We start from the raw sequence: 23,659 nt of genomic DNA on the forward strand, positions 1-23,659 counted from the left end.
GCCGCCGACGCAGGCCAAACATGTTGGACCGCTTGAAGAATCGTCGTTGCGCGCTGGACTGGCACAGCACATGCAGAACCAGCGGCAGGCCCGAAGAAGGATGAACCTCGGGGCCGCTCGAACCACGGGAGGTTTGACACATGAGACTCAGGACGACCCTGCTTGCCGCGGCCGTTGCCGCCACCGCCGGCGTGACGCTCGGCACCACCGCCCCGCTCAAGGCGCAGGAATTGCGTGTCGGCTTCTCGGCCGATGCGCTGACGCTGGATCCGGCCAACCACCGCAATCGCGAGACCGAGACCATCATCCGCAACATGTATGACGGGGTGCTGACGCGCACGCCGGACATGCAGCTTGCTCCGCAGCTTGCCGAAAGCTGGAACCAGACCAGCCCGACAACCTACGAATTCACGATCCGGGACGGCGTGACGTTCCACGACGGCTCGCCACTGACGGCCAAGGACATAAAGTACACCTTCCACCGCCTCATCCAGGAAGGCGCCATGAACGGGCAGACCAGCCCGCGCAAGTCGCTGCTCGGCCCGCTGGAAAGCATCGAGGTCAAGGGCGACCGGACCGTCGTCTTCACTCTGGCCGAGCCGTGGCCCATCTTTCCCGCCATGCTGCCCTTCCAGGAAGTGGTGCCGGAGGGCTTCACCGGCGCCGGGGCCGAAGGCGGGGCGAACGTCACCTCCAGCGGCACCGGCCCCTTCAAGCTGGTGGAGTGGCGCAAGGGCGACGCCGTCATCATGGAGCGGTTCGAGGATTACTACGGCGGCTCACCGGACAACCCGCCCGTCGGCACGGCATGCGTGGAGCGCGCCATCTTCCAGATCATCCCGGAAAGCGCCTCGCGCGTCGCGTCGCTGCTGGCCGGGGACGTTCAGATCATCAATGAACTGCCGGCCCACGCCATGGGTCAGGTGGAAAACAACCCCGACACCGAGGTCGTCACCGTCAACGGCACCCGCACCTTCTTCGTGGCGCTGAACAACGCCCAGCCGCCGTTCGACGACCCGCGCGTGCGCAAGGCCGCCAACTACGCGCTTGACAAGCAGCTCATCATCGACCGCATCCTCAACGGCACGGCCACGCCGCTCAATGGCGTGCTCAGCCCCGACGCCTTCGGCTACAATCCCGACCTGAAGGAATACGGCCACGACCTGGAGAAGGCCGAGGCGCTGCTGTCCGAAGCCGGCTACGAGGATGGGCTGGACGTGACCCTGGACGTCGAGGGGCCGTTCAAGGACACGGCCGAAGCCATTGCCTCGCTGCTGTCCAAGGCTGGCATCCGCGCCAGGGTGCAGGTGGCCGAAAGCGCCATCCTCAAGGACAAGTGGCGCAGCGAAAAGGCACCCGAGGACGGGCACATGTGGCTGACGTCGTGGGGCAACGGCTCGCTGGACCCGGTGGGCATCTTCAATCCGACGCTGACCACTGGCGGGCGCGGCAACTCGGCGCACTACTCCAACCCCGAGGTCGACACGCTGCTGGAGCAGGCCGGCACCGAGATGGACCAGGAAAAGCGCGCGGCGCTGTACCGCCAGGCGCAGGAGATCGTCAACGAGGACGCGCCGTGGATCTTCCTGTGGCTGCCGCAGGACATCTACGGCGTCTCCAAGCGGCTGACCAACTGGCAGCCCAGCGCCGACAGCCGCATCAACCTTCACGACGCCTGCCTGAAGTAGGCGTCGAACAGGACCGCGCACACTCCGCGACCACCCTCCAGCCCCCGAGGAGGAGACGGACCCGTGACCCTGGGCAAATTCGTTGAACGGCTCGCGCAGCTCGTTCCCGTCCTCCTGGGCGTCAGCCTCATCGTCTTCCTGATGATGTCGCTGACGCCGGGAGACCCGGTCGAGATCATGCTTGGCGACCAGCATGTGACGGCCGAGCAGGAACAGGCCCTGCGCCATGACCTGGGCCTGGACCGGCCGCCGCACGAACGCTTCGTGGTGTTCGTCGGCAATGCCCTGCAGGGCGACTTCGGCACCTCGTTCTATCATCGTCGGCCGGTCGGCGAGGTGATCGCCGAGCGCCTGCCCGCGACCATCGAGCTGACGCTGGTCGCCATGATCCTCGCCCTGGTGACGGCCATTCCCCTCGGGGTGCTGGCGGCGGTCAAGAAGAGCACCATCTTCGACAAGGCGTCGACCGTCGGCTCGCTGCTCGGCGTGTCGATGCCGCACTTCTGGTTCGGCATCCTGCTGCTGATGCTGTTTGCCGTGCATCTGCACTGGCTGCCGGTGGCCGGGCGCATCGACTATGAATACCAGGTGGAGCCCATCACCCACCTGCTGCTGGTCGACAGCCTGCTGCGCGGCAACTTCGCGGCCTTCGGCAACGCGCTGTCGCACATCATCCTGCCGGCACTGACGCTGGGGCTGGCCATGGGCGCCATCCTCATGCGCGTCACCCGCACCTCGATGCTGGAGGTCATGCGCGCCGACTATGTGCGCTTTGCCGAAGCCAAGGGGCTGGCGCGCCACCGCATCCTGTTCCGCCACGCACTGAAGAACGCGCTGATCCCGACCGTCACCGTGGCGGCGCTGGAAACGGGCACGCTGCTCGGCGGCAACATGATCGTCGAGACCATCTTCGGCTGGCCCGGCCTCGGGCGACTGGTGGTGGAGAGCATCTTCCAGCGCAACTATCCGCTGGTTCAGGCCGCCGTGCTGTTCTACGCGGTCACCTACGTGATGCTCAACTTCATCGCCGACATCCTCTACACCATCCTGAACCCGAGGGTGAAGCTATGACGACGGCCGTTCCCGCGCCCTCTGCCGGCGCATCCTCCGGTGCCCCGTCGGGCCGCGCCGCCCGCACGCAATCGCCCTTCTGGCGCAACATGCGCAAGTTCGCCGACAACCGCCTTGCGCTGGCGAGCGGCGTCGTGGTGGTGCTGTTCGTCGTGATGGCGGTCGCCGCGCCCCTGATCGCGCCGCACGATCCCAACGCCACCGACCTGTTCCGCCGCCTCCAGCCGCCGGCGTGGATGGCGGGCGGCGAGTGGGCCTATCCGCTGGGCTGCGACGCGCTCGGCCGCGACATTCTCTCGCGCATCATCTACGGCGCGCGCATCTCGATCTTCATCGGGACAGCCGTCATCCTGGTGGCGACCACCATCGGCATCCTGGCGGGTCTGGCGGCGGGCTACCTGCGCGGCTGGGTCGACACGGCCATCAGCCGCGTGGTCGACATCCTGCTCGCCTTCCCCTACCTGATCTTCGCCATCGGCCTCATGGCCATGATGGGTCCCGGCCTGAGCAACATCGTGATCGCGCTGGCCTACAAGGAATGGGTCATCCCCTGCCGCGTGGTGCGCGGCGAGACGCTGGCCGCCCGCGAGATGGAATACGTCGAGGCCGCCCGCGCCCTGGGTGCCGGCCGCGCCCGGATCATGTGGCGGGAGATCCTGCCCAACATCCTGTCGCCCGTGGTCGTGGTCTCCACCATCCGCATGGCGAACGTCATCATCCTGGAAGCGAGCCTGAGCTTCCTGGGCCTGGGCGTGCAGCCGCCGACAGCCTCCTGGGGCTCCATGGTCGCCGACGGCCGCGCCTTCATGCTGGAGGCATGGTGGGTCAGCACCTTCCCCGGCCTCGCCATCCTGCTGCTGGTGCTGTCGCTGAACGTCGCCAGCCAGGGCCTGCGCGACGCCTTCGACCCCAAGTTCCACGACTGACGGGAGGCCACGGCCATGACGACCACCACCCTCCCCCGCCCCCACACCGCCGCCGGCGACCGGCCGGAGCCCGTGCTGTCGGTGCGCGACCTGCGCACCGCCTTCAAGACCGGCCACGGTATCGTGCGCGCCGTCAGCGGCGTGTCGCTGGATGTCTACCCCGGCGAATGCCTGGGCGTCGTCGGCGAATCCGGCTCCGGCAAGTCCGTCACCTTCGCCTCGGTCATGGGGCTGGTGAAGAAGCCGGGCTGGGTCGAGGACGGCGAGATCCTCTACCGCGGCCGCGACCTGACCCGGCTTAGCGACCGCGAGCTGCGCGCCCTGCGCGGCAAGGAAATCGCCATGACCATGCAGGACGCCCTGACCGCCCTGAACCCGGCGCTGACCGTGGGCGAGCAGATCCTGGAGGTCCTGACCGCCCACGCCGACGACCTGCCGCGCGGCCGCGCCGGCCGGGCCGAGGCCAGGCGCCGGGCGGTGGAGATGCTGGAGCTTGTCGGCATCCCCTCGCCCGCCGACCGCCTGAACGAGTATCCGCACCAGTTCTCCGGCGGCATGAGGCAGCGCATCATGATCGCCATCGCGCTGGCCTGCCGGCCGCGCCTGCTGATCGCCGACGAGCCGACCACGGCGCTGGACGTCACCATCCAGGCCCAGGTGCTGGAACTGATCGCCGACATTCGCGCGCGCCTGGGGATGAGCGTGGTGCTCATCACCCACGACCTGGGCGTGGTGGCCGAGCACTGCGACCGCGTGGTGGTGATGTACGCCGGGCAGGTGGTGGAAACCGGCCCGACGCGCGATGTGATCTCCGACCCGAAGCACCCCTACACGCAGGGCCTGCTGGATTCCATCCCGCGCCTGTCGGACCTGTCCCACCCCATCCGCCCCATCCAGGGGCAGGTGCCCGAACTGATCGACCTGCCGCCGGAGTGCCGCTTCATCGGCCGCTGCCCCAAGCGGACACCGGACTGCCGCACCGGCATCGACATGCGGCCCGCCGGCCCCGGCCGCGCCGCCCGCTGCATCCTCGTGGGCGAGGAGACGGAGGCATGACCCACATGACGACCGACATCCGCCGCCATCCCGGCCCCGCTACCGGCCGCGCCGCCGAGGCTCCCGTCCTGCTGCGCACCACGGACCTGGTGAAGCACTACGACAGCCGCCGGGGCCTGTGGGGCCGCCTCACCGGCCGGCCGGGATCGCTGGTGCGGGCCGTCAACGGCGTCAGCCTCGACATCCGCCGCGGCGAAACGATGGGCATCATCGGCGAAAGCGGCTGCGGCAAGTCCACGCTCGGCCGCGCCATCCTGCGGCTGCACGAGCCGACCTCGGGCTCCGTCGTCTTCGACGGGGCCGAGCTCACGGAGCTGGGCCGCGACGCCATGATGAAGATGCGCCGCCGCATGCAGATCATCTTCCAGGACCCCTACGCCAGCCTCAATCCGCGCAAGACGGTGGAGGACATCCTGACCATGCCGCTCAAGCTGCACGGTCTGGCGAAGGGCAAGGCGGCGCGTGATGCGGCGGCGGCCATGATCGAGAACGTCGGGCTGAAGACCGCCCACCTGGACCGCTTCCCACACCAGTTCTCGGGCGGCCAGCGCCAGCGCATCGGGGTCGCCCGCGCGCTGATCCTCAACCCCGAGTTCGTCGTCTGCGACGAGCCGGTCTCGGCGCTGGACGTGTCCATCCAGGCGCAGATCATCCAGCTTCTGGCGGAGCTGAAGCGCGAGTTGGGGCTGACGTACATGTTCATCTCCCACGACATCGCCGTCATCGGCTATGTCGCCGACCGCACCGCTGTCATGTATCTGGGCGAAGTGGTGGAGACGGGACGCACCCGCGATATCCTGGCCGAGCCCCGCCACCCCTACACACAGGCCCTGCTGTCGGCGGCGCCGCGCCTGGACGAGCCCGGCAAGCCGGCCCGCATCAAGCTGACCGGCGACCTGCCGAGCCCCCTCAACCCGCCGCCCGGCTGCAAGTTCCACACCCGCTGCCCGCACGCCATGGACATCTGCCGCAAGGTCGCGCCGGCGCCGGTCACCGACGCTCAAGGGCACATGGCCGCCTGCCACCTGATCGACGGCGCGGGCGGAAAGGCGGAGGCAACGGCATGACACCCGCGCCGGTATCCCTCCGTGGCACGGGGCGCGAGCGCGGCCTCGCCCAGGCCGCGACTGCCTCCGCCGACGACGCTGCACGGGTACGCCGGGCGGTGGAGGAGCGCGTCGCCGCCGGACGCGACCTTCTCCAGCGGCAGGAATACAGCACCCTGTTGAAGAAGTGCGTGGAGGCCGCCGACAATCATGCTCCGGCCTCGCGGGGGGAGGTCCGGGGGCTGGCGGACGGGTTCGGGCTGGCGGAGGACGACCTGCTCGCGTTCCTGCACATGCCGGTGCTTCTGGACACGGCCAAGGCGGGCGCGGATGCGTCGGTCGAGGACGGCTGTTCCACCTGGGCCGCCGTCGACGGCACCGGGCGGGCGTGGGTCGCCAAGAACCGCGATTACGGCGGCGACCACGCCGCGCTCCAGCGGCTGTTCCGCCACGACGGTCCCGACCTGCCCGTCGGCCCCATGCTCTGCCTCGGCAGCCTGGGCGCGCCGGGCGCCTTTTCCAGCGGCATCAACGCCCGCGGCCTCGCCCTGGTGGACAGCCAGGTGCCCACCGCCGACCACGGTCCCGGCCTCTGCCGGTACTTCCTGATGTCGGAGATCCTTGGACGCTGCGCCACCGTGGCCGAGGCCGTGGCGCTGATCCACGCCATCCCCCACGCCGGCGGCGGCTGCCTGACGGTCGCCGATGCCTCCGGCGCCATGGCGGCGGTGGAACTGGGCCATGCGGCAGTGCGGATCGAGACGGCGCGGGAGCGCTGGCTCGCGCGCACCAACCACCACCTTTCCGATGCCCTGTCGGGCCGCCTCATCGAGCGGCCCGGCGAGCCCATGGGCCGCAGCACCCGCCAGCGCCTGGAGACCATCCGGTCCGCCCTCGCGCAAGGGGCGCCCGAGGATCTTCCCGCTTTCGCCCGCGCGCTGATGGCAAGTCACGACGACGCCGCGCCCCCCGGCGGACAGGGCCTGTGCCGGCACGGTCAGGACGGCGACAGCCGCACCATTTCAACGGTGCTGTTTGAACCTTCGGCCCGGCGGCTGTACGTTTCCATGGGTCCGCCCTGCTCGACCCCGTGGGAACGCCATGCCGTCTGACCCGGCGCCGGCACGCCACCGGACCGGCCGCGCAGGGCGGTGGCGGCACTGACATGACGGACCTGGGCATGGCGGCATACGGCGACCTGATCGGCGATCATCCTTCCATCCGCGCCGTGCGCGCGCTGATCGCCAAGGTGGCGCGCAGCCCCGCCAGCACGGTGCTGATTTACGGCGAGACCGGCACCGGCAAAGGCCTGGTGGCCCGCATGGTCCACCAGCAGTCCAGCCGCGCGCAGGAACGCTTCGTCGATGTCAACTGCGCCGCCATCCCCCCGAGCCTCATGGAAAGCGAGTTGTTCGGCCACGAACGCGGCGCCTTCACCGGCGCGGCTCAGAAAAAGACCGGCCTGGTGGAGGCCGCCCATCATGGGACGCTGTTCCTGGATGAAATCCGCGAGATGGAACTGACGCAGCAGACCAAGCTGCTCAGCCTGCTGGACACGCAGCAGTTCCGCCGCGTCGGCGCGACGCGGCCCATCGACGTCGACGTCCGCTTCATCGCCGCCACCAACCGCATCCTTCTGTCGGAGGTGCGCGAGGGCCGCTTCCGGGAAGACCTCTACTACCGCCTGCAGGTGGTCAGCATCAACATCCCGCCCCTGCGGGCGCGCGGCGAGGACGTCCTGATCCTGGCGGAGCATTTCATCCGCAAGTTCAATGCCCGCTACGATCGCCGCATCTCGGGCCTGACGCCGGCGGCGGCCGATGTCTTCCGCCAGTACCGCTGGCCGGGCAACGTGCGCGAGCTGGAAAACCTGCTGGAGCGCATCTTCATCCTGGAAGAGGACGACGAGATCGACGTCGCCCACCTTCCGTCGCGCATCCGCCGCGACGTCGGCGACCTGCCCGCACAGGCGGTGGACGGCCTCGCCTGGGATGTGGACTCCGTTCTGGAAGCCCCCATGCCTGACCTGCCCGAACCGGCCGGAGACACCGGCGCGGCGGCGGATGCGGCGGTGATGGCACCAGCTCGGATGCCGCAGGCGGCGAGCGGTGGAGCCGGCGTGCCCGCCACCTGCGCGGTGTGGAGCGACTTCCACACGGCCACGAATCATTTTCAGGAAACCCTCATCCGCGACGCCCTGGCGCGCGCCAAGGGCAACCAGACGGAGGCCGCCGGACTGCTCGGCCTGTCGCGCCACGCCCTGCGCCACCACATGCTGAAGCTGGACATTCGCTGAGCGCGGGGAAAACCCGCGCCAGCGCGTGCAGAGCCCGCGCGGCGGCGGCTGCTGTTCCTCATGCCCGACAAGCATGGGCGCAACACCTTGATTCGCCGATGAAATCGCGTCAGTCCCGACTTGGCACGGGTTGTGCTGATCCTCGCCACGACCCGCCACGGCCACGCGAGATCCGGCCGGGCGAAGGAGGCAGCCAAGGTGAGGACCATGAAGTCGCTGAAGATCATCTGTCCCAACGGCCATCTCGGTTTCGCGCCGCTGAAGGTCGAGAGCTTCCGTCTGGGTGTGGAAGCGAAGCCCGACTGCATCGCCGCCGACTCCGGCTCCGACGACGTGGGGCCGGTGCCGCTCGGCTCCGACGGCTGCGCCAGCCCGCGGGCGTGGCAGGAACACGACCTGGAGCACATGCTGCTGGCCGCGCGCGAGCTGAACGTGCCCATGATCATCGGCTCGGCCGGCGACACCGGCACCAACAGCCGCGTCGACATGTACGTGGACATCATCCGCCAGCTTGCCGCAAAGCACGGCCTTGCCCCGTTCAAGCTGGGCTGGTTCCATTCGGAGGTGGACAAGGAGGTGGTGCGCGACCGCATCCGCGCCGGGTCGTCCATCGACGGGCTGGACGAACGCCCGGCCCTGACGGAAGAGGAACTGGACACCACCGACCGCATCGTCGCCATGGCCGGCGTACACCCCTACGTCGAACTTCTGAAGGCGGGCTGCGACGTCATCATCGGCGGCCGCTCCTCCGACAGCGCGGTCTTCGCCGCCCCCGCCCTGTTCCACGGCTTCCCGGCGGACCAGGCGTACTACCTGGGCAAGGTGCTGGAGTGCGCGTCCTTCTGCGCCGAGCCCTACGGCGGCAAGGAAACCGTCATGGGCGAAATCACCCACGACGACGTGAAGGTGACGGCCATGCACCCGGCCCAGCGCTGCACGCCCGCCTCCGTCGCCGGCCACGCCATGTACGAGCGTTCCAACCCCTACGACGAGTTCGTGGCCGGCGGGCGGCTCGACATGCGCGATTGCGTCTACGAGCAGATTTCCGAAAAGACCACCCGCATCACCGGCGCCCGGTTCGTTCCCGCCGACAACGTGCGCGTAAAGCTGGAAGGGGCAGGCAAGGTCGGCGAGCGCTTCGTCGGCATCGCCGGGGTGCGCGACCCCTACACCATCGCCCACATCGACGAGGTCATCGCCTGGGCCCGCAAGGCGGTCGAAGACCGCTTCGGCCCCGAGGGATGGGAACTGCACTACAACGTCTTCGGCCGCGACGGGATCATGGGGCCGCTGGAGCCCCTGCGCGACACGCCGGGCCATGAGCTTTGCGTCGTCGTCCAGGGCATCGCGCCGACAAAGGACATGGCGGAAGAGGTCACCATGACCGGCACGCGGCAGATGTTCTATGCCCGCCTGCCCGACGTGAAGGGTACCGCGGGCTCCGTCTCCTTCGTGCTGGACGAGGTGCTGCCGGCGTCGGCCGGCTACCGCTGGACGCTCAACCACACCATGGCCGTGGACGACCCGATGGAACTGTTCCGGACGGCCGTCGAGACCGTCGGCGCACCGGCGCACGCTTGATTCGCTTTGCCTTGAAGAAGGACATCCAGACCATGACGGCCAGCACCGTTCCCCTGTCCCAGCTTGCCAAGACCATCCGGTCCAAGAACGCGGGCGTGGACAAGATTACCTTCGACATCATCTTCCGCGAGCGCGAGACCTTTGATGCCGTCCGCCGCTCAGGCGCCCTGACACGCGAAACCGTGGCGGCGCTCTACGGGATTCCGGACAGCAGGATCAGCGACTTCGTCGCGTTTCCACCAGCCAACGCGGTGAAGTTCACGATCTATCGCGATCGCCCGAGCGGCAGTCCCGGCGACCCGGACATCTTCGGCGCGCAACAGTATGCGCCCCTGCTTTCCCTGCCGGTCGCCGTGCCGGAGTGAGCAGACCAGGCATGGGAGGCAATTGCACAAGGCCGCCTTTCTGCGAAACGGCAAGGCCGCCCGTTCCCTGATGACCGGCAGACACCACGAAGCCCGCCTGATCCTCGGAGGCGGGCTTCGAATATACTGAGAGCGGTGGGGCGTTGCCCACGTCTACGGCCTGCCACCCCTCCATTTGCGGGCCGAAATTCCGTTAGCAAAAGTTTCGAACGATCGTGATGGCCGGCACCCTGCAGCGGTGCCATATTACCGCGTTCGGCGTATGCGAGCGGCGGTTTTGTCGCGATTCCAATGAATTAAACTAAGGAAAATACCACAATTTCATTCCGTTAACTCAGAATACACCATGAATAAATTGCGCTAGTGAAGCAATATTATAATCACTCACCTAATCCCTGGTGGGGTCGGTTATTTATGCCGACTATGATCTCGCGCCCATGAATCGCGCGAGGAGGAGGATCGCAAGCCATGACGACCGATCTATCCAGCCCGATGATGCAGACAACGGCACCGTCGAAATCGCACACCGACGACACCGACGACCTGATGTCGGGACCGACCGGGAGCGCCCGCCCACAGCCGCCGTCGGGCGGCATGGGCGGGCTTGCCGCGCCGGGCCTCACCAGCGGCGAGAGCGCCATGGCCACCGGCGAGGTGGCGGGTGACGCCGTCGCCATAACCTCCGGTGAGAGCACGGCTCAGGCCGGCGCGCACGACGAGGTCGGCAGCCCGGAGGGGGCCGAGGCGGGTGAGGAATTCCTGGAGGCCTCTCCGACGCAATTGTACGGCGAGGCGGGCGCGGAGTCCGCCTTCGAGGACCTGCGCGGGATCGAGGGCTTCGAGGAGCCCATGGCGGGCGCCGAATCCGATCCGCTGCAACAGCCCGCCCTGCTGGATGCGGGCGACATGCACCGGGTCGAGGCAGAGCCTGAGTTCCTGGGCGCGCTTCTCGGGGCCGTGGTCCCGACGCTGGTGTCGACGGTGGGGCCGGCGATCGGAAAGGCGGTGATGGGCCGCCTGACGCCCAGGACGCGCAAGCACGTCCGGCGGATCGCAAAGGGCGGTGCCGCGGTTGCCGCCGCGGCAGCGAAGGGAAGCCGCAAGAACCGCATTCTGGCGCTGATCGCAAAGCTGCTGGAGAGCGCCGAAGCCGCACCGGGCGGCGAGAGCATGGGGAACGTCGATCCGGCCATCGTCGAGGAAACGGCGGCGGTGCTGGAGATCATCATCGGCACCGACGACCGCGTCCGCATCACGTCGACGTCCCGCGTCCCCTGGCGCTGGACCTGCGCCCTGCGCATCCAGTTCCCCAGCGGTTCGACCTTCCGGGGCACGGGTTTCCTGATCGGTCCGCGCGCGCTCGCCACGGCCGGCCACTGCGTCTACATGCACGACCACGGCGGATGGGCCCGGAAGATCGAGGTCATCCCGGCCGCGGACGGGGCTCTCAAGCCTTATGGAATGGCGACGGCGGCATCCCTGCGCTCGGTGGGCGGCTGGGTCAACCAGCGGCGGCCGGAAAGCGACTACGGTTGCATCGTCCTGCCCAACGGAAGCTTCGGCGGACGCAATCTGGGCAGCTTCGGCTTCGCCGCCTTCCCGGCCTCGACGATCCTGGCGCAGTCGGCCGTCGTCGCGGGTTACCCCGGCGACAAGCCTTTCGCGGAGTTGTGGGGCATGGCCCGGCGTGTGAAGGCCGTGACCGGCAAGACACTCGTCTACGACACCGATACAATGGGCGGACAGAGCGGCGCGCCCGTTTACATCAAGCGCAACGGCAATCGCTATGTCGTCGGCATTCACAACTATGGCGCCGCCAACGGCAACATGGCGACCCGCGTCACGCAGCCGGTCTACCAGCGGCTGCTGGGCTGGAGCAAGCTGTGACACGAAGCAGGCGCTAAGGAACGGCCGCGTCGCAGCCTTCGGGCGCGGCGCGGCCGCCGTACCGGAGCAGGAGGCAGGCCATGAACGGCGGCTTATGCGGACAGGTTGTTCTGGCGGAAGCCCTTTCCCCGTTGGAGGGAGCCAAGGTGACGCTCCTGCGGGACGACGGAGCACCCTTCGATCCGGACGACAGCGGCGCCGTGGTGGATGTTCTGGGCTTCCCGCCGCGCATCGCGGCCATCACCGACGCCATCGGCGGGTTCTGCTTCGACGGGTTGCGGCCGGGGCCATGGCTTTTGCGCGTGTTCGGCGGTGACGGACGCGAGCTGGCGCTTCGCCACCTCGTCGTCCACGACAACGCGCTGACCCAGATGACGCTGGAAGTGTCCGGCGGAGGCAAGGCGCTCCCTGACCCCCTGATCGAGGTTGAACCGAAGCCGGAGCCGGCGCCGTCCGGCGAGCCGGCTCCCGACATCGCCCCGGAGCCGCCGATCGATCCCCCGCGGCAAGCCGCCGATCGCGGCACGGGACGCCTGCTCGGCCACGTCGTCTGGTCGGACGGCAGCGGAGCGGTGGCCGATGCCGCGGTCACCGTCGCCCAGGCCGCGGGGCCGGCACCGGACATCGCGCCCCTTACCGATGCCGATGGCCGGTTCCTTCTAACGGCCTTGCCGTCTGGTCACTGGGTCCTTCAGGCGATGGCCCCGGACGGACGAACCGGCCGAGCCCATGCCGCTGTTCGCGCCGACGAGACGACAGAGGTCGTCATACGAGTAGCAGCAGTGGATTGACGGGCCGCAGCTGTGAACGAAACGACGCCCGAGGCGATAGCGTCCACGTTCCACACCGCCCTGCACGCCACGCATCCGGCGCCGCACGCGCGCCTGGACCGCCTCTGCGCTCCACCGGCAGCCGGACCGGTTGCTGGATACGCCGAGGCGGCGGACCATGGCATTCACCTCCGTCAAGGGCCCGCGCGAGGCCCCATGTCAGCATCGGGGATTGGACGTGCTGTCCGGCGCGACCTCCGCGATACCGCAAGCATGGAGCCGTCACATGATCCTTTCCCGCACAGTCTTCTCCTCCGCCCTGATGGCGGCGTGCATCGTTACGGCCGTTCCGACCCAGGCGCAGGAGACAAGCGATTCATGGCTACCGACCCTGATCACTGAGACGCCGGAGGAGGGTTTCGATCTCGCGGTCTCCATGGCACGGAAAGCGGTCAAGAGCACCCAGCCCGATGTCGACGCCCTGCACAAGCTGCGCCCGGCCTACTCGCACGATCCCGAGAGCCTGATCAGCGTATCGGGCGTGGTCGCCGACTACTTCAACACGATTGCCCAGGCCAACGACTTCTGGCGCGATTAGCGGGAAGACGCTCCCCAAGCTCCGTTGCCGGGAGAGCATCCCGAGGATTGGGACGCCCTTTCATAAGAAGAAGGCGGGCGTCCCCGGCCCCGCCTGACGACGGCGAAGCTCCCTGCCGTCCGTGACCTTGCCTCGGATCGCGGTTGCCCGGTGAATACGACGTCAGTTGCGGCGCCAAGAAGATCATCCGGCCGGGCGGCCGGCGGAAGCACCGCCGCGTGCGCCCGAGACCGAGGCCGTGACGACCCCGGAGGCGAGCCACAGCCCACAGCCCCCGACCAATGCGGTGATCGCGCCAGGGAGGGCGAGGCCTGCCACGATCAGCGTTGCACCCGCAGCGGAGAGCCCTCTTGCGATACCGAAGGGTCCGGCGGGCATGGCTTGGGCCGCGACCCCGAGAGTGAGCGCGGCCAGCGCCGCGCGCTGCAAGGCGAGGCTGCCTGCCGCGGCTCCGGCCGCCGCAAGGGACAGCCCGACGACGAGAAACACCAGCATGCCGCTTGGAACGGGCCGTTTGGCAGTCGCAAACAAGGCAGCAGCCCCGGCAGCCGTGGCGAACCAGGCACTGTCAGCCGTTCCGTACCGCCAGACCTCCCAGTGCAGCAGCATCGCCGACGCCGCCAGAGCTGCCAGCGCGAGCCTCGCCGGCAGCGGGCGCGCGGTCTTTGCGGCAAGCACGGCCACCAGGACCGGAAGGGCGGCCGCGGCACCGGCGGCCACGAGCACGGACGGCTCGGCCATGAAGGTCGCCACCAGGCGCCCCGGAAGCCAAGCGGCCACGATCGCGAGCGCGGAGCGCAACCGTATGCCGCCGGTGCTCAGGGCCACGAGAAGGGGCACGGCTCCGAACTGGATTTCGTGCACCAGCCAGCCCTGCGCCCCCAAGGCAGACGGCGCGGCGACGAGCCCGAGATGCCACGGCACGTAGAGGCCGCCGCAGACGATCATCGTAAGCGGGGCTCCTCCCCCACCTGTTGACGAAGCGAGCTCTGCCGCATCGTGATCGCTTTCCGAGGCGAGCGAGGTGCGGCCACGATGGATGACGACAGACTTGATGCCTGGCTTGGAGACAGAGATGAAGCCAGGCCTTATCAGCGGGTGGAGGTCATCACTGGCCGCCGGCAGCGCCGACGGTGGACGGCGGATGAGAAAGCGGAGATCGTGGCAGCGAGCGCGAAACCGGGCGCCTGCATCTCGGACGTGGCGAGGCGGTACGGGGTGAACCGCGGCCTGCTGACGGTGTGGCGACGGGATGCCGGCATCGCCAAGGGAACCGCGGTCGCAGCCGGCGATCCGTTCGCCGAGATGGTGGTCGAAGCTCCGAAACTGGAGGCGCGTCCGCCGCAGCCCGATGCACGGCGGCCGGGTCGCATCGACGTCGTGGTCGATGGCGGGCATGCCGTGCTGTCGGGCGACGTCGATCCCGCCCTGGCGGTCGCCGTCATCGGCGCCCTGCGGAGGCCGCGGTGATCGCGCCGCCGACGGGCGTGAAGGTGGTGCTCTGCACGCAGCCGGTGGATTTCCGCAAAGGACACGACGGTCTGGCGGCGGTCGTGCAGGAAGCCCTGCGGCGCGATCCCTTCTGCGGCGACCTCTTCGTTTTCCGCTCGAAGCGGCTGGACAGGGTCAAGATCCTGGCGTGGGACGGCAGCGGCCTGTGCCTGTTCTACAAGCGGCTGGAGACCGGCCGCTTCACGTGGCCGCCGGTGCGTAACGGCGTCGTCACGGTGTCGCCGGCACAGATGGCGATGCTGCTCGAAGGGCTCGACTGGTCGCGCGTGCGGCGGCGGCCCGTGGAAACGCCGGAAGCCGCCTGTTGAGCCGGTTTCCGGCTGGCCCGGCGCCTCCGGAGCGGGTAAAATCCGGCCATGCCGCTCGACCTCGACACCCTGCCGACCGATGCCGCCGACCTGCGTCGGCTGGTTCTGGCTTTGGCCGAGGAGCGGGACGCGGCGACGGCTGAACGCGACGTCGAAAAGGACCGCGCCGACCGACTCGAACACCTTCTGGCGCAGTTGAAGCGGCTGATGTTCGGCCGGCGCTCCGAGAAGCTCGACCCCGACCAGTTGGCGCTCTCCTTCGAGGACCTGGAGCAGAGCATCGCCGCCGTCCATGCCGAGATGGATGCGGCCGCGCCGGTGGAGCGGCGCCGCCGGCGGACGGGTGACGAGCGGGCATCGCTGCCCAAGACCCTGCCCGAGATCGAGCGCGTCATCGACGTCGCGCCCGAGGACAAGGTCTGCCCCTGCTGCAACGGCGAGCGGCACGTGATCGGCGAGGACGTCAGCCGGCGGCTCGACGTCGTGCCGGTGCAGTACCGCATCCTCGTCACCCGGCGTCCGCGCTACGGCTGCCGGGCTTGCGAGACCGGCGTGGTGCAGGCGCCGGCGCCCGAGCATGTCGTGGCCTGCGGCCTGCCGACGGAGGCCCTGGTCGCCCAGGTGCTGATCGGCAAGTACGCCGACGGCCTGCCGCTCTATCGCCAGGCCCGTATCCTGGCCCGCCAGGGCATCGAGATCGACCGCTCGGTGCTGGCCGGCTGGGTCGGCCACGCATGCTGGTGGCTGAAGCCGCTGTACGACCGGCTGCGGCTGCACCTGCTGTCGTCGGCCAAGCTCTACGCCGACGAGACGCGCCTGCCGGTGCTCGACCCGGGGCGCGGCAGGACCAAGACGGCGCAGCTCTGGGCCTACGCCCGGGACGACCGGCCCTGGGGCGGCGGCGATCCGCCGGCGGTCGCCTATGTCTATGCCGTCGGCCGGGGCGCGGACCACGCGCGCGATCACCTCGGCGGTTTCGCCGGCATCCTCCAGGTGGACGGCTATGGTGCCTACAAGAGCCTCGTCACGGCGAAGGCCGGCGCCGCCTTGCCGCTGCCGATCACGCTCGCCTTCTGTTGGAGCCACCTGCGGCGCAAGTTCTACGAGCTTCATGTGAAGCAGGGCTCGCCGGTGGCCGAGGAAGCCCTGCGCCGGATCGCCGAACTGTACCGCATCGAGAGCGAGATCCGCGGTCAGGCGGCGGAGGAGCGCCAAGCCAAACGGGCCGCTCGGACCCGCCCCCTGGTGGAGAGCATGCGGACCTGGATCGACGCCCAGCTCGCCCGCGTGTCCGGCAAGGCGCCGCTCGCCGAGATCCTGCGCTACGCCGTCAACCACTGGGACGGCCTCTGCGTCTTCCTCGACGACGGCCGTGTCGAGATGGACACCAATGCCGTCGAACGTTGCATCAGGCCAGTGACTCTGGTCAGGAAAAATTCGCTATTCGCCGGTTCCGACGGCGGCGGCGACCACTGGGCCATCGTCGCGTCCCTCATCGAGACGGCGAAGCTGAACGACGTCGAGCCCTTCGCCTATCTGAAGAGCGTCATCGAGACGATCGTCACGGACTTCCCCGCATGCCGGCTGGACGAGCTCCTCCCCTGGAATTGGGAGGCCGCCGTCAACGGCTGATCAGTGTGGGCAACAAGCCCCGCTTACGATGGGGCGGCCGCCGCTCTTTGAAATTGTGAGATCATGGCCCTACGGGCATCTTTGGGGCCATCCGGACGTGATGGCCTGCATCACGACATCGTTGACGTCGACGCCGGCATCGGCGAAGAGAGCCTTCCTGAGGGGGGCCATGCGTTCGGCCACCAGCGCTTCGTGCTGGTCCATGTGCTCGCCAATTCGATCCATGTCCCGGCTCAACCACATAAGAGTAACAGGCCGGACGAACCCCACGGCATCCCGCTCGACCCAGTGAACGCGATAGGTCAGATCATCGCCCTTGTCATACTCCCGAGCCAGGACCTCGATGGTATCGCCCGCGGGGATGTGGGCCAGCTGGGCAAGCAGCGCCATCGAGCCCTCGAATGTGCCGTCACTGTCCATGGCCGGGCTGATGACGCTCTCCTCTTCCAGCTCCACGACATCGCCGGGCTGCAAGGCCTCGTGCGGGTTCGCACCGATCTTGCGGGTGGCGGCGAGCACAGCCTCTTCATTCGCTGCGTCGTACTGGCAGTAGCGCTTGAAGGCCTCCTCGCTGTCGACGGCAAATTCACCATCGGCGGGGCTTCGCTCATTGGCCTTGACGGGTTGAGACGTCTGGACGGCGGCTGCGCCGCCCTTTTCGTCCGCTGCCTTTGGCGCATCTGCAGCCGGGACATCGGGAGCCGTTGCGGCGCTCAGGATGGCACCCATGACGAGGACGGCCCCGTAGACAGCACCGGCCCGCGCACGGGTTTTGGTGGCCCCCGGAACGACCAGGCTCGGCTTTATCACGCCCACTACAAGCCCGATCAGGCCCAAGAGCGTCAGAAGCCCTGCGAACGCATACATGACGATACTCCTCAAAGAAATACACGCGGAAGGAGCATGACCCGGAAGGTGGATGGGCGCAATCCATAACGGGTAGCAGCGTTATCCGAGACGGGTGGCTGGGACATTCAGACGGGAGCAGATCGGCGTCGATGGCGCAAGAAAGCCGCTCCACGACCATCTGTCGCACGCTCCAAGTAACCGTCTTCTGACGGCTGCCTTGGCGCCGACGTCCCGATAGTGCTGACTTCGTCGATCTTGGAGTGGATCGGCGGATGGAGCGAGTTGCTTATGGCCTACGATGGTAGTCAGCCTCCGGCGCGGCGACGGACATGGCCCCGGGCAGACAAGGAGCGGATGGTCAGAGAGGTTGCCGAGAGCGGCCTTTCGGTGGCCGCAGTGGCGCGGCGGAATGGTGTTCATCCCTGCGTCCTCGGGCGCTGGTGCCGGAAGACAGCTCCGGCCGCACCCGGCTTTCTGCCCGTCCAGGTGACGGCACCGGAGGAGGCGGCCGCTCGCGTGCCCGAGGAACCGTCTCCGGTCGAGATCGTGCTCACCAACGGGCGCCGCCTGATCGTGCCGGCCACCATCGCGCCACCCCGGTTGCGGACGCTGGTCGCGGCCCTGGAGGGGGCATGATCGCCGTTCCGCCGGGCGTGCGTGTCTACCTGGCGCTCGGCCGGACCGACATGCGAAAGGGCATGCCCGGCCTCGCCATGCTGGTGCAGGAGGTCCTGAAGAAGGACCCGTTCTCGGGGCACCTGTTCGTCTTCCGCGGGCGGCGTGGCGACCTGGTCAAGATCCTCGCCTGGGACGGCCAGGGCTTCTGCCTGTTCACCAAGCGGCTGGAGAAGGGACGCTTCGTCTGGCCGTCGGCGGAGGGCGGCGTGGCGGCGCTGACGCCGGCCCAGTTGAGCATGCTGATCGAGGGCATCGACTGGCGCATGCCGACGCGGACATGGCGGCCGGAGACAGCCGGCTGACGAGCCCCGGAAGGCGCCGAAATCCTTGGTTTTTAGGGCTTCTGCGGCTAGAATCCGGCCATGCCTTCCGCACCGTCTTCCCAGCTTCCCGACGACGTCGAGGCCCTGCGGGCGATCATCGCCGCGCAGGCCGAGGAACTGGCCGCGGCCAGGGCCGGCCTGACCGCCAAGGCGCTGGAAGTCGAGAAGCTGAAGGTGCAACTCGCCCGCCTGCGGCGGATGACGTTCGGGCGATCGTCGGAGAAGCTGTCCCGCGAGATCGAACAGCTCGAACTGGCCCTGGAGGACCTGGAGGCCGAAGCGGCCGAAGCGGCCGAAGCAGAGGATGAAGCGCCGCCGGAGCCGACCGAGGCCGACGCCCCGGACCAGCCTGCCGCGCGCCGTCGCCGCGCCCTACCGGAGCATCTGCCGCGCGACGAGGTCCGTCATGATCCCGCCGACGACTGCCCGGCCTGCGGCGGCGCCATGCACACGGTGGGCGAGGACGTGACCGAGATCCTCGACTACGTGCCCGGCCGTTTCCGGGTGATCCGCCATGTCCGTCCGGCGCTGTCGTGCCGGACGTGCGAGAGCATGGTGCAGACGCCGATGCCGTCCCTGCCGGTGGCGCGCGGCCTGCCGTCGCCGGCCCTGCTGTCGCATGTCCTGGTGTCGAAATACTGCGACCACCTGCCGCTGTACCGCCAGAGCCAGATCTACGCCCGCGAGGGCGTGACGCTGCCCCGGGCGCTGCTGGCGGGCTGGGTCGGCAGGACGGCCGCCCTGGTGGCGCCGCTGGTCGAGGCGATTGGCCGCCACGTGCGCGCCGGCGACGCCTTGCACGCCGACGACACGCCGGTGCCGGTGCTCAGCCCGGGCGCCGGCAAGACCCGGCAGGCGCGACAATGGGTCTATCTGCGCGACGAACGTCCCCATGCCGGCCCGGCGCCGCCGGCCGTGCTTTACCGCTACACGCCCGACCGCAAGGGCATCCATCCGCAGACCGAGTTGCAGGGCTTTCGCGGCCTTCTGCACGCCGACGGCTATGCCGGTTTCAACAAGCTGTACGAGCCGGGAGAGGACGGCGTCGCGTCCGTGCAGGAGGTGGCATGCTGGGCCCATGTGCGGCGCAAGATCCACGACGTCCATGCGGCGACAGGATCACCCATCGCCGCCCGGGCCCTGGAACTGATCGGCGCGTTGTTCGACGCCGAGCGTCGGATCACCGGCCGCCCGGCCGACGAGCGCCTGCGCGTGCGCCAGGCACAGAGCCTGCCCCGGCTGGAGGCGGTGAAGACCTTCTTCGACACCAGCCTCCGCAAGCTGCCGGGCAAGAGCGATCTGGCGGCCGCCTTGCGATACGCCCTGACGCGCTGGCCGGCGCTGACCCGCTACGCGGGCGATGGCCGCTGCGAGATCAGCAACAACGCCGCCGAACGCGCTATCCGCCCGCTGGCCCTGGGCCGGAAGAACTACCTCTTCGCTGGCTCCGACGCCGGCGGCCACCGGGCAGCGGCCGTCTACACGCTGATCGAGACCGCGAGGCTCAACGGCCTCGACCCGCAGATCTATCTCACCCAGGTGCTGACCCGCATCGCCGACCACCCAATCAACCGGATCGACGACCTGCTGCCGTGGAACATCGGGCAGCCAAACGACGACCAGAAAGCCGCTTGAGCGTCAACAATCGGCCGCCGCAGCCGCTGGAAGACGCTTACCGCTCCAAAACCATTTGGCGCGCTACAAAAGGACCAACAGCCTGGAAGCCCGACCTCTGCTCCGGCCATGAAAAAACCCGCCGTCGTGAAGACGGCGGGTTTTTTCATGTCGGTGGTTGCGGGGGCAGGATTTGAACCTGCGACCTTCAGGTTATGAGCCTGACGAGCTACCGGACTGCTCCACCCCGCGGCAGGATGTGTCGGTGTTGGTGTTGGTGTGTCGGCCGTTCGCCGGCGGGTTCTGGGACGGGATCATCGGAAGAGGTCGGTGCGGGCCTGTGCGGCGGGCGGGTGTTACGGGGTGCGCTTGGAAGACCTGGCGGCGTTCTACTCTCCCACGCCTTAGGACGCAGTACCATCGACGCTGTGGGGTTTCTCGGCCGAGTTCGGGATGGGATCGGGAGTGGCACCCACGCCATGACCACCAGGTCGTCCAAACACACACCGCACGCGCAAGCGCACGGCAAAAGCCTGTGAAGCGGCCGCTCATGCCTGAGCGGTCAGGATGCTGGGAACGCATGTGTGTTTCGGAGAGCACCGCGCCGCGCTTGCCGCTGCGGGCGGGACTTGAAGCCTATCGAGCGATTAGTACCGGTTAGCTGCACGCATTGCTGCGCGTCCACACCCGGCCTATCGACGTGATGGTCTTTCACGGCTCTCAGGGATGTCTCGTTTTGAGGTGGGTTTCCCGCTTAGATGCTTTCAGCGGTTATCCCGTCCGTACATAGCTACCCAGCGGTGCCGCTGGCGCGACAACTGGTACACCAGAGGTACGTCCATCCCGGTCCTCTCGTACTAGGGACAGATCCTCTCAAACATCCTACACCCACGGCAGATAGGGACCGAACTGTCTCACGACGTTCTAAACCCAGCTCACGTACCACTTTAAACGGCGAACAGCCGTACCCTTGGGACCTGCTCCAGCCCCAGGATGTGATGAGCCGACATCGAGGTGCCAAACACCGCCGTCGATGTGGACTCTTGGGCGGTATCAGCCTGTTATCCCCGGAGTACCTTTTATCCGTTGAGCGATGGCCCTTCCACGCGGGACCACCGGATCACTAGAACCGACTTTCGTCTCTGCTCCATCCGTCGATGTCGCAGTCAGGCGGGCTTCTGCTCTTGCACTCGACGACCGATTTCCGACCGGCCTGAGCCCACCATCGCGCGCCTCCGTTACTCTTTGGGAGGCGACCGCCCCAGTCAAACTACCCACCACGCAGGGTCCCGCACCCGGATCACGGGCGGCGGTTAGACGTCAAGGTCCGAAAGGGTGGTATTTCAAGGACGGCTCCACCGAAGCTAGCGCTTCGGCTTCAAAGCCTCCCACCTATCCTACACATTCGAACCCTGACGCCACTGCGAAGCTATAGTAAAGGTTCACGGGGTCTTTCCGTCTAACCGCGGGAACTCCGCATCTTCACGGAGATTTCAATTTCGCTGAGTTGGTGTTGGAGACAGCGGGGAAGTCGTTACGCCATTCGTGCAGGTCGGAACTTACCCGACAAGGAATTTCGCTACCTTAGGACCGTTATAGTTACGGCCGCCGTTTACCGGGGCTTCGATTCAGAGCGTGAACCCCTCCTCTTAACCTTCCGGCACCGGGCAGGCGTCAGACCCTATACGTCGTCTTGCGACTTCGCAGAGCCCTGTGTTTTTAGTAAACAGTCGCCACCCCCTGGTCTGTGCCCCTCCCCGCCGGTTGCCCGACGGGAAGGCCCCCTTCTCCCGAAGTTACGGGGGCATTTTGCCTAGTTCCTTCAACACCATTCTCTCAAGCGCCTTGGTATACTCTACCAGTCCACCTGTGTCGGTTTCGGGTACGGTCTGTACGTGGGAGTTATTTCCAGGCCCCCCTTCGCTGCACGCCCAATCCGATAAGGGCATACAACTTTTGGGGCGCGTCACTTCCCACAGGCCCAGGACTATTAACCTGGTTCCCATCGACTACGCCTTTCGGCCTCGCCTTAGGGGCCGGCTCACCCTGCGCGGATTAGCCTTGCGCAGGAACCCTTGGACTTTCGGCGACAGGGTTTCTCACCCTGTTTATCGCTACTCATGTCAGCATTCTCACTTCCGATACCTCCAGCAAACCTCACGGTTCACCTTCACAGGCCTACGGAACGCTCCGCTACCACGTGTCAAAGACACGTCCACAGCTTCGGTGCATGGCTTGAGCCCCGGTACATCTTCGGCGCAAGACAGCTAGTTAGACCAGTGAGCTGTTACGCTTTCTTTAAAGGATGGCTGCTTCTAAGCCAACCTCCTGGTTGTTTTGGCCGTCTCACATCCTTTCCCACTTAGCCATGACTTGGGGACCTTAGCTGGTGGTCTGGGCTGTTTCCCTTTTGACCCCGGACCTTAGCACCCGGAGTCTGTCTGCCGCGCTGTACTCTGCGGTATTCGGAGTTTGGTTCGAGTTGGTAAGGCTCGCGCCCCCCGTCCCGATCCAGTGCTCTACCCCCGCAGGTAATCACGCGACGCGCTACCTAAATAGCTTTCGCGGAGAACCAGCTATTTCCGAGTTTGATTGGCCTTTCACCCCTAACCACAGGTCATCCCCGTCTTTTTCAACAGACGTGGGTTCGGTCCTCCAGTGGGTGTTACTCCACCTTCAACCTGCCCATGGCTAGATCACTCGGTTTCGGGTCTAGTCCTGCGAACTGAACGCCCTGTTCAGACTCGCTTTCGCTTCGCCTACACCTAACGGCTTAAGCTCGCTCGCAAAACTAAGTCGCTGACCCATTATACAAAAGGTACGCCGTCAGGGCTCATGGCCCCTCCGACTGCTTGTAGGCATCCGGTTTCAGGTTCTCTTTCACTCCCCTTGTCGGGGTGCTTTTCACCTTTCCCTCACGGTACTGGTGCACTATCGGTCGTCAAGGAGTACTTAGCCTTGGAGGGTGGTCCCCCCATGTTCAGACAGGATTTCACGTGTCCCGCCCTACTCGAGGACTTGTGCGCTTTCTACCCGTACGGGGCTATCACCCGCTCTGGCCGGCCTTTCCATGCCGTTCCGGTTCTTACACACAAGCCACTGGGCTAGTCCGCGTTCGCTCGCCACTACTAGCGGAGTCTCGGTTGATGTCCTTTCCTCAGGCTACTTAGATGTTTCAGTTCGCCTGGTTCGCCTCCCATGCCTATGTATTCAGCATGGGATACCCCTAAGGGTGGGTTTCCCCATTCGGAGATCTTCGGATCAAAGCCTACTCCCGGCTCCCCGAAGCTTATCGCAGGGTGTCACGTCCTTCATCGCCTCTTGACGCCAAGGCATCCACCAGATGCCCTTCTCATACTTCAAGCACCGTCCGCAGGGACAAGCCCGGCGCGACAATGCTCTCCTACAAAGATGCGTTCCCGACCAGCATGCCGAAGGATGACACGGCATGCCGGCTTA

At 67.3% G+C, this 23,659-nt stretch carries 20 protein-coding genes, 1 tRNA gene and 2 rRNA genes; 18 read left to right on the forward strand and 5 right to left on the reverse strand.

From position 1 onward, the window contains the following. The first annotated feature begins 140 nt into the window (after positions 1–140). The 12 genes from LG334_RS16230 to LG334_RS16285 all read left to right on the forward strand — a co-directional run bounded on the left by LG334_RS16230 (position 141) and on the right by LG334_RS16285 (position 13,284). Complete coding sequence (locus LG334_RS16230; RefSeq protein WP_404379638.1) at positions 141–1,688, forward strand: ABC transporter substrate-binding protein; 1,548 nt, start codon at positions 141–143, stop codon at positions 1,686–1,688. Positions 1,689–1,751: 63 nt separating this feature from the next. Continuing rightward, complete coding sequence (locus LG334_RS16235; RefSeq protein ID WP_404379639.1) at positions 1,752–2,759, forward strand: ABC transporter permease; 1,008 nt, start codon at positions 1,752–1,754, stop codon at positions 2,757–2,759. Further along, positions 2,756–3,685 (forward strand): ABC transporter permease, encoded by a 930-nt coding sequence (locus LG334_RS16240; RefSeq protein ID WP_404379641.1) that lies wholly within the window; start codon positions 2,756–2,758, stop codon positions 3,683–3,685. Before LG334_RS16235 ends, LG334_RS16240 begins: the two co-directional genes overlap by 4 nt. Before the next feature lie 15 nt (positions 3,686–3,700). Continuing rightward, positions 3,701–4,741, forward strand: a complete 1,041-nt coding sequence (locus tag LG334_RS16245) for an ABC transporter ATP-binding protein (RefSeq protein ID WP_404379643.1) — start codon at positions 3,701–3,703, stop codon at positions 4,739–4,741. Beyond that, complete coding sequence (locus LG334_RS16250) at positions 4,738–5,808, forward strand: ABC transporter ATP-binding protein (RefSeq protein ID WP_404379644.1); 1,071 nt, start codon at positions 4,738–4,740, stop codon at positions 5,806–5,808. The genes LG334_RS16245 and LG334_RS16250 overlap by 4 nt, the downstream gene beginning before the upstream one ends. After that, positions 5,805–6,899, forward strand: coding sequence for a C45 family autoproteolytic acyltransferase/hydolase (locus tag LG334_RS16255; protein WP_404379646.1), 1,095 nt, complete (start codon positions 5,805–5,807; stop codon positions 6,897–6,899). Before LG334_RS16250 ends, LG334_RS16255 begins: the two co-directional genes overlap by 4 nt. A gap of 53 nt (positions 6,900–6,952) precedes the next feature. Next, positions 6,953–8,083: a sigma-54 interaction domain-containing protein gene (locus LG334_RS16260; protein WP_404379647.1), complete on the forward strand. Its 1,131-nt coding sequence runs from the start codon at positions 6,953–6,955 to the stop codon at positions 8,081–8,083. 207 nt (positions 8,084–8,290) lie between these two features. Then, positions 8,291–9,664, forward strand: coding sequence for an acyclic terpene utilization AtuA family protein (locus LG334_RS16265; RefSeq protein WP_404386398.1), 1,374 nt, complete (start codon positions 8,291–8,293; stop codon positions 9,662–9,664). A 32-nt stretch (positions 9,665–9,696) separates the two neighbouring features. Further along, the gene (locus LG334_RS16270) at positions 9,697–10,029 is read left to right on the forward strand and encodes a DUF4387 domain-containing protein (RefSeq protein ID WP_404379649.1); all 333 of its coding nucleotides are present in this window, start codon (positions 9,697–9,699) and stop codon (positions 10,027–10,029) included. 468 nt (positions 10,030–10,497) lie between these two features. Beyond that, positions 10,498–11,916: a trypsin-like serine peptidase gene (locus LG334_RS16275; RefSeq protein WP_404379650.1), complete on the forward strand. Its 1,419-nt coding sequence runs from the start codon at positions 10,498–10,500 to the stop codon at positions 11,914–11,916. Between the two features lie 80 nt (positions 11,917–11,996). Next, on the forward strand, positions 11,997–12,707 hold the full coding sequence (locus LG334_RS16280) for a hypothetical protein (RefSeq protein WP_404379653.1): 711 nt from the start codon (positions 11,997–11,999) through the stop codon (positions 12,705–12,707). Positions 12,708–12,864: 157 nt separating this feature from the next. Continuing rightward, complete coding sequence (locus tag LG334_RS16285) at positions 12,865–13,284, forward strand: hexameric tyrosine-coordinated heme protein (RefSeq protein WP_404379655.1); 420 nt, start codon at positions 12,865–12,867, stop codon at positions 13,282–13,284. A gap of 183 nt (positions 13,285–13,467) precedes the next feature. On the opposite strand, the gene LG334_RS16290 is transcribed toward LG334_RS16285, so the two are convergent. After that, positions 13,468–14,232 carry a hypothetical protein gene (locus LG334_RS16290; protein ID WP_404379657.1) on the reverse strand — a complete coding sequence of 255 codons (765 nt, stop codon included), beginning with the start codon at positions 14,230–14,232 and terminating at the stop codon, positions 13,468–13,470. An 87-nt stretch (positions 14,233–14,319) separates the two neighbouring features. Here LG334_RS16290 and tnpA (LG334_RS16295) point away from each other — a divergent pair, with 87 nt between their 5' ends. The 3 genes from tnpA (LG334_RS16295) to tnpC (LG334_RS16305) are packed head-to-tail and all read left to right on the forward strand — an operon-like array spanning position 14,320 to position 16,736. After that, positions 14,320–14,754, forward strand: coding sequence for an IS66-like element accessory protein TnpA (gene tnpA / locus LG334_RS16295; RefSeq protein WP_404379658.1), 435 nt, complete (start codon positions 14,320–14,322; stop codon positions 14,752–14,754). Next, on the forward strand, positions 14,751–15,104 hold the full coding sequence (tnpB, locus tag LG334_RS16300; protein WP_404379660.1) for an IS66 family insertion sequence element accessory protein TnpB: 354 nt from the start codon (positions 14,751–14,753) through the stop codon (positions 15,102–15,104). The genes tnpA (LG334_RS16295) and tnpB (LG334_RS16300) overlap by 4 nt, the downstream gene beginning before the upstream one ends. 48 nt (positions 15,105–15,152) lie before the next feature. Beyond that, positions 15,153–16,736, forward strand: coding sequence for an IS66 family transposase (gene tnpC / locus LG334_RS16305; RefSeq protein WP_404379661.1), 1,584 nt, complete (start codon positions 15,153–15,155; stop codon positions 16,734–16,736). A gap of 69 nt (positions 16,737–16,805) precedes the next feature. Here tnpC (LG334_RS16305) and LG334_RS16310 read toward each other — a convergent pair whose 3' ends face one another. Then, positions 16,806–17,603 carry a hypothetical protein gene (locus tag LG334_RS16310; RefSeq protein ID WP_404379663.1) on the reverse strand — a complete coding sequence of 266 codons (798 nt, stop codon included), beginning with the start codon at positions 17,601–17,603 and terminating at the stop codon, positions 16,806–16,808. A 270-nt stretch (positions 17,604–17,873) separates the two neighbouring features. Here LG334_RS16310 and tnpA (LG334_RS16315) point away from each other — a divergent pair, with 270 nt between their 5' ends. From tnpA (LG334_RS16315) to tnpC (LG334_RS16325), 3 genes are read left to right on the forward strand one after another with little or no spacing between them, the layout of a single operon-like run. After that, positions 17,874–18,221, forward strand: a complete 348-nt coding sequence (tnpA, locus tag LG334_RS16315) for an IS66-like element accessory protein TnpA (RefSeq protein ID WP_404379665.1) — start codon at positions 17,874–17,876, stop codon at positions 18,219–18,221. Then, positions 18,218–18,565 (forward strand): IS66 family insertion sequence element accessory protein TnpB, encoded by a 348-nt coding sequence (tnpB, locus tag LG334_RS16320; protein ID WP_404379667.1) that lies wholly within the window; start codon positions 18,218–18,220, stop codon positions 18,563–18,565. Before tnpA (LG334_RS16315) ends, tnpB (LG334_RS16320) begins: the two co-directional genes overlap by 4 nt. Before the next feature lie 60 nt (positions 18,566–18,625). Next, a complete protein-coding gene (gene tnpC, locus LG334_RS16325; protein WP_404379499.1) occupies positions 18,626–20,221 on the forward strand; it encodes an IS66 family transposase in 1,596 nt (531 codons plus the stop codon). Positions 20,222–20,375: 154 nt separating this feature from the next. Here tnpC (LG334_RS16325) and LG334_RS16330 read toward each other — a convergent pair. The 3 genes from LG334_RS16330 to LG334_RS16340 all read right to left on the reverse strand — a co-directional run bounded on the left by LG334_RS16330 (position 20,376) and on the right by LG334_RS16340 (position 23,564). Continuing rightward, a tRNA-Met gene (locus LG334_RS16330) sits at positions 20,376–20,452 on the reverse strand. 124 nt (positions 20,453–20,576) lie between these two features. After that, a 5S ribosomal RNA gene (rrf, locus tag LG334_RS16335) occupies positions 20,577–20,691 on the reverse strand. A 135-nt stretch (positions 20,692–20,826) separates the two neighbouring features. Next, positions 20,827–23,564: ribosomal RNA gene (locus LG334_RS16340) — 23S ribosomal RNA — on the reverse strand. Positions 23,565–23,659 lie beyond the last annotated feature (95 nt).

It is taken from the genome of Caenispirillum salinarum, assembly GCF_044803115.1.
Classification (GTDB): Bacteria; Pseudomonadota; Alphaproteobacteria; order Rhodospirillales; family Rhodospirillaceae; genus Caenispirillum; species Caenispirillum salinarum_A.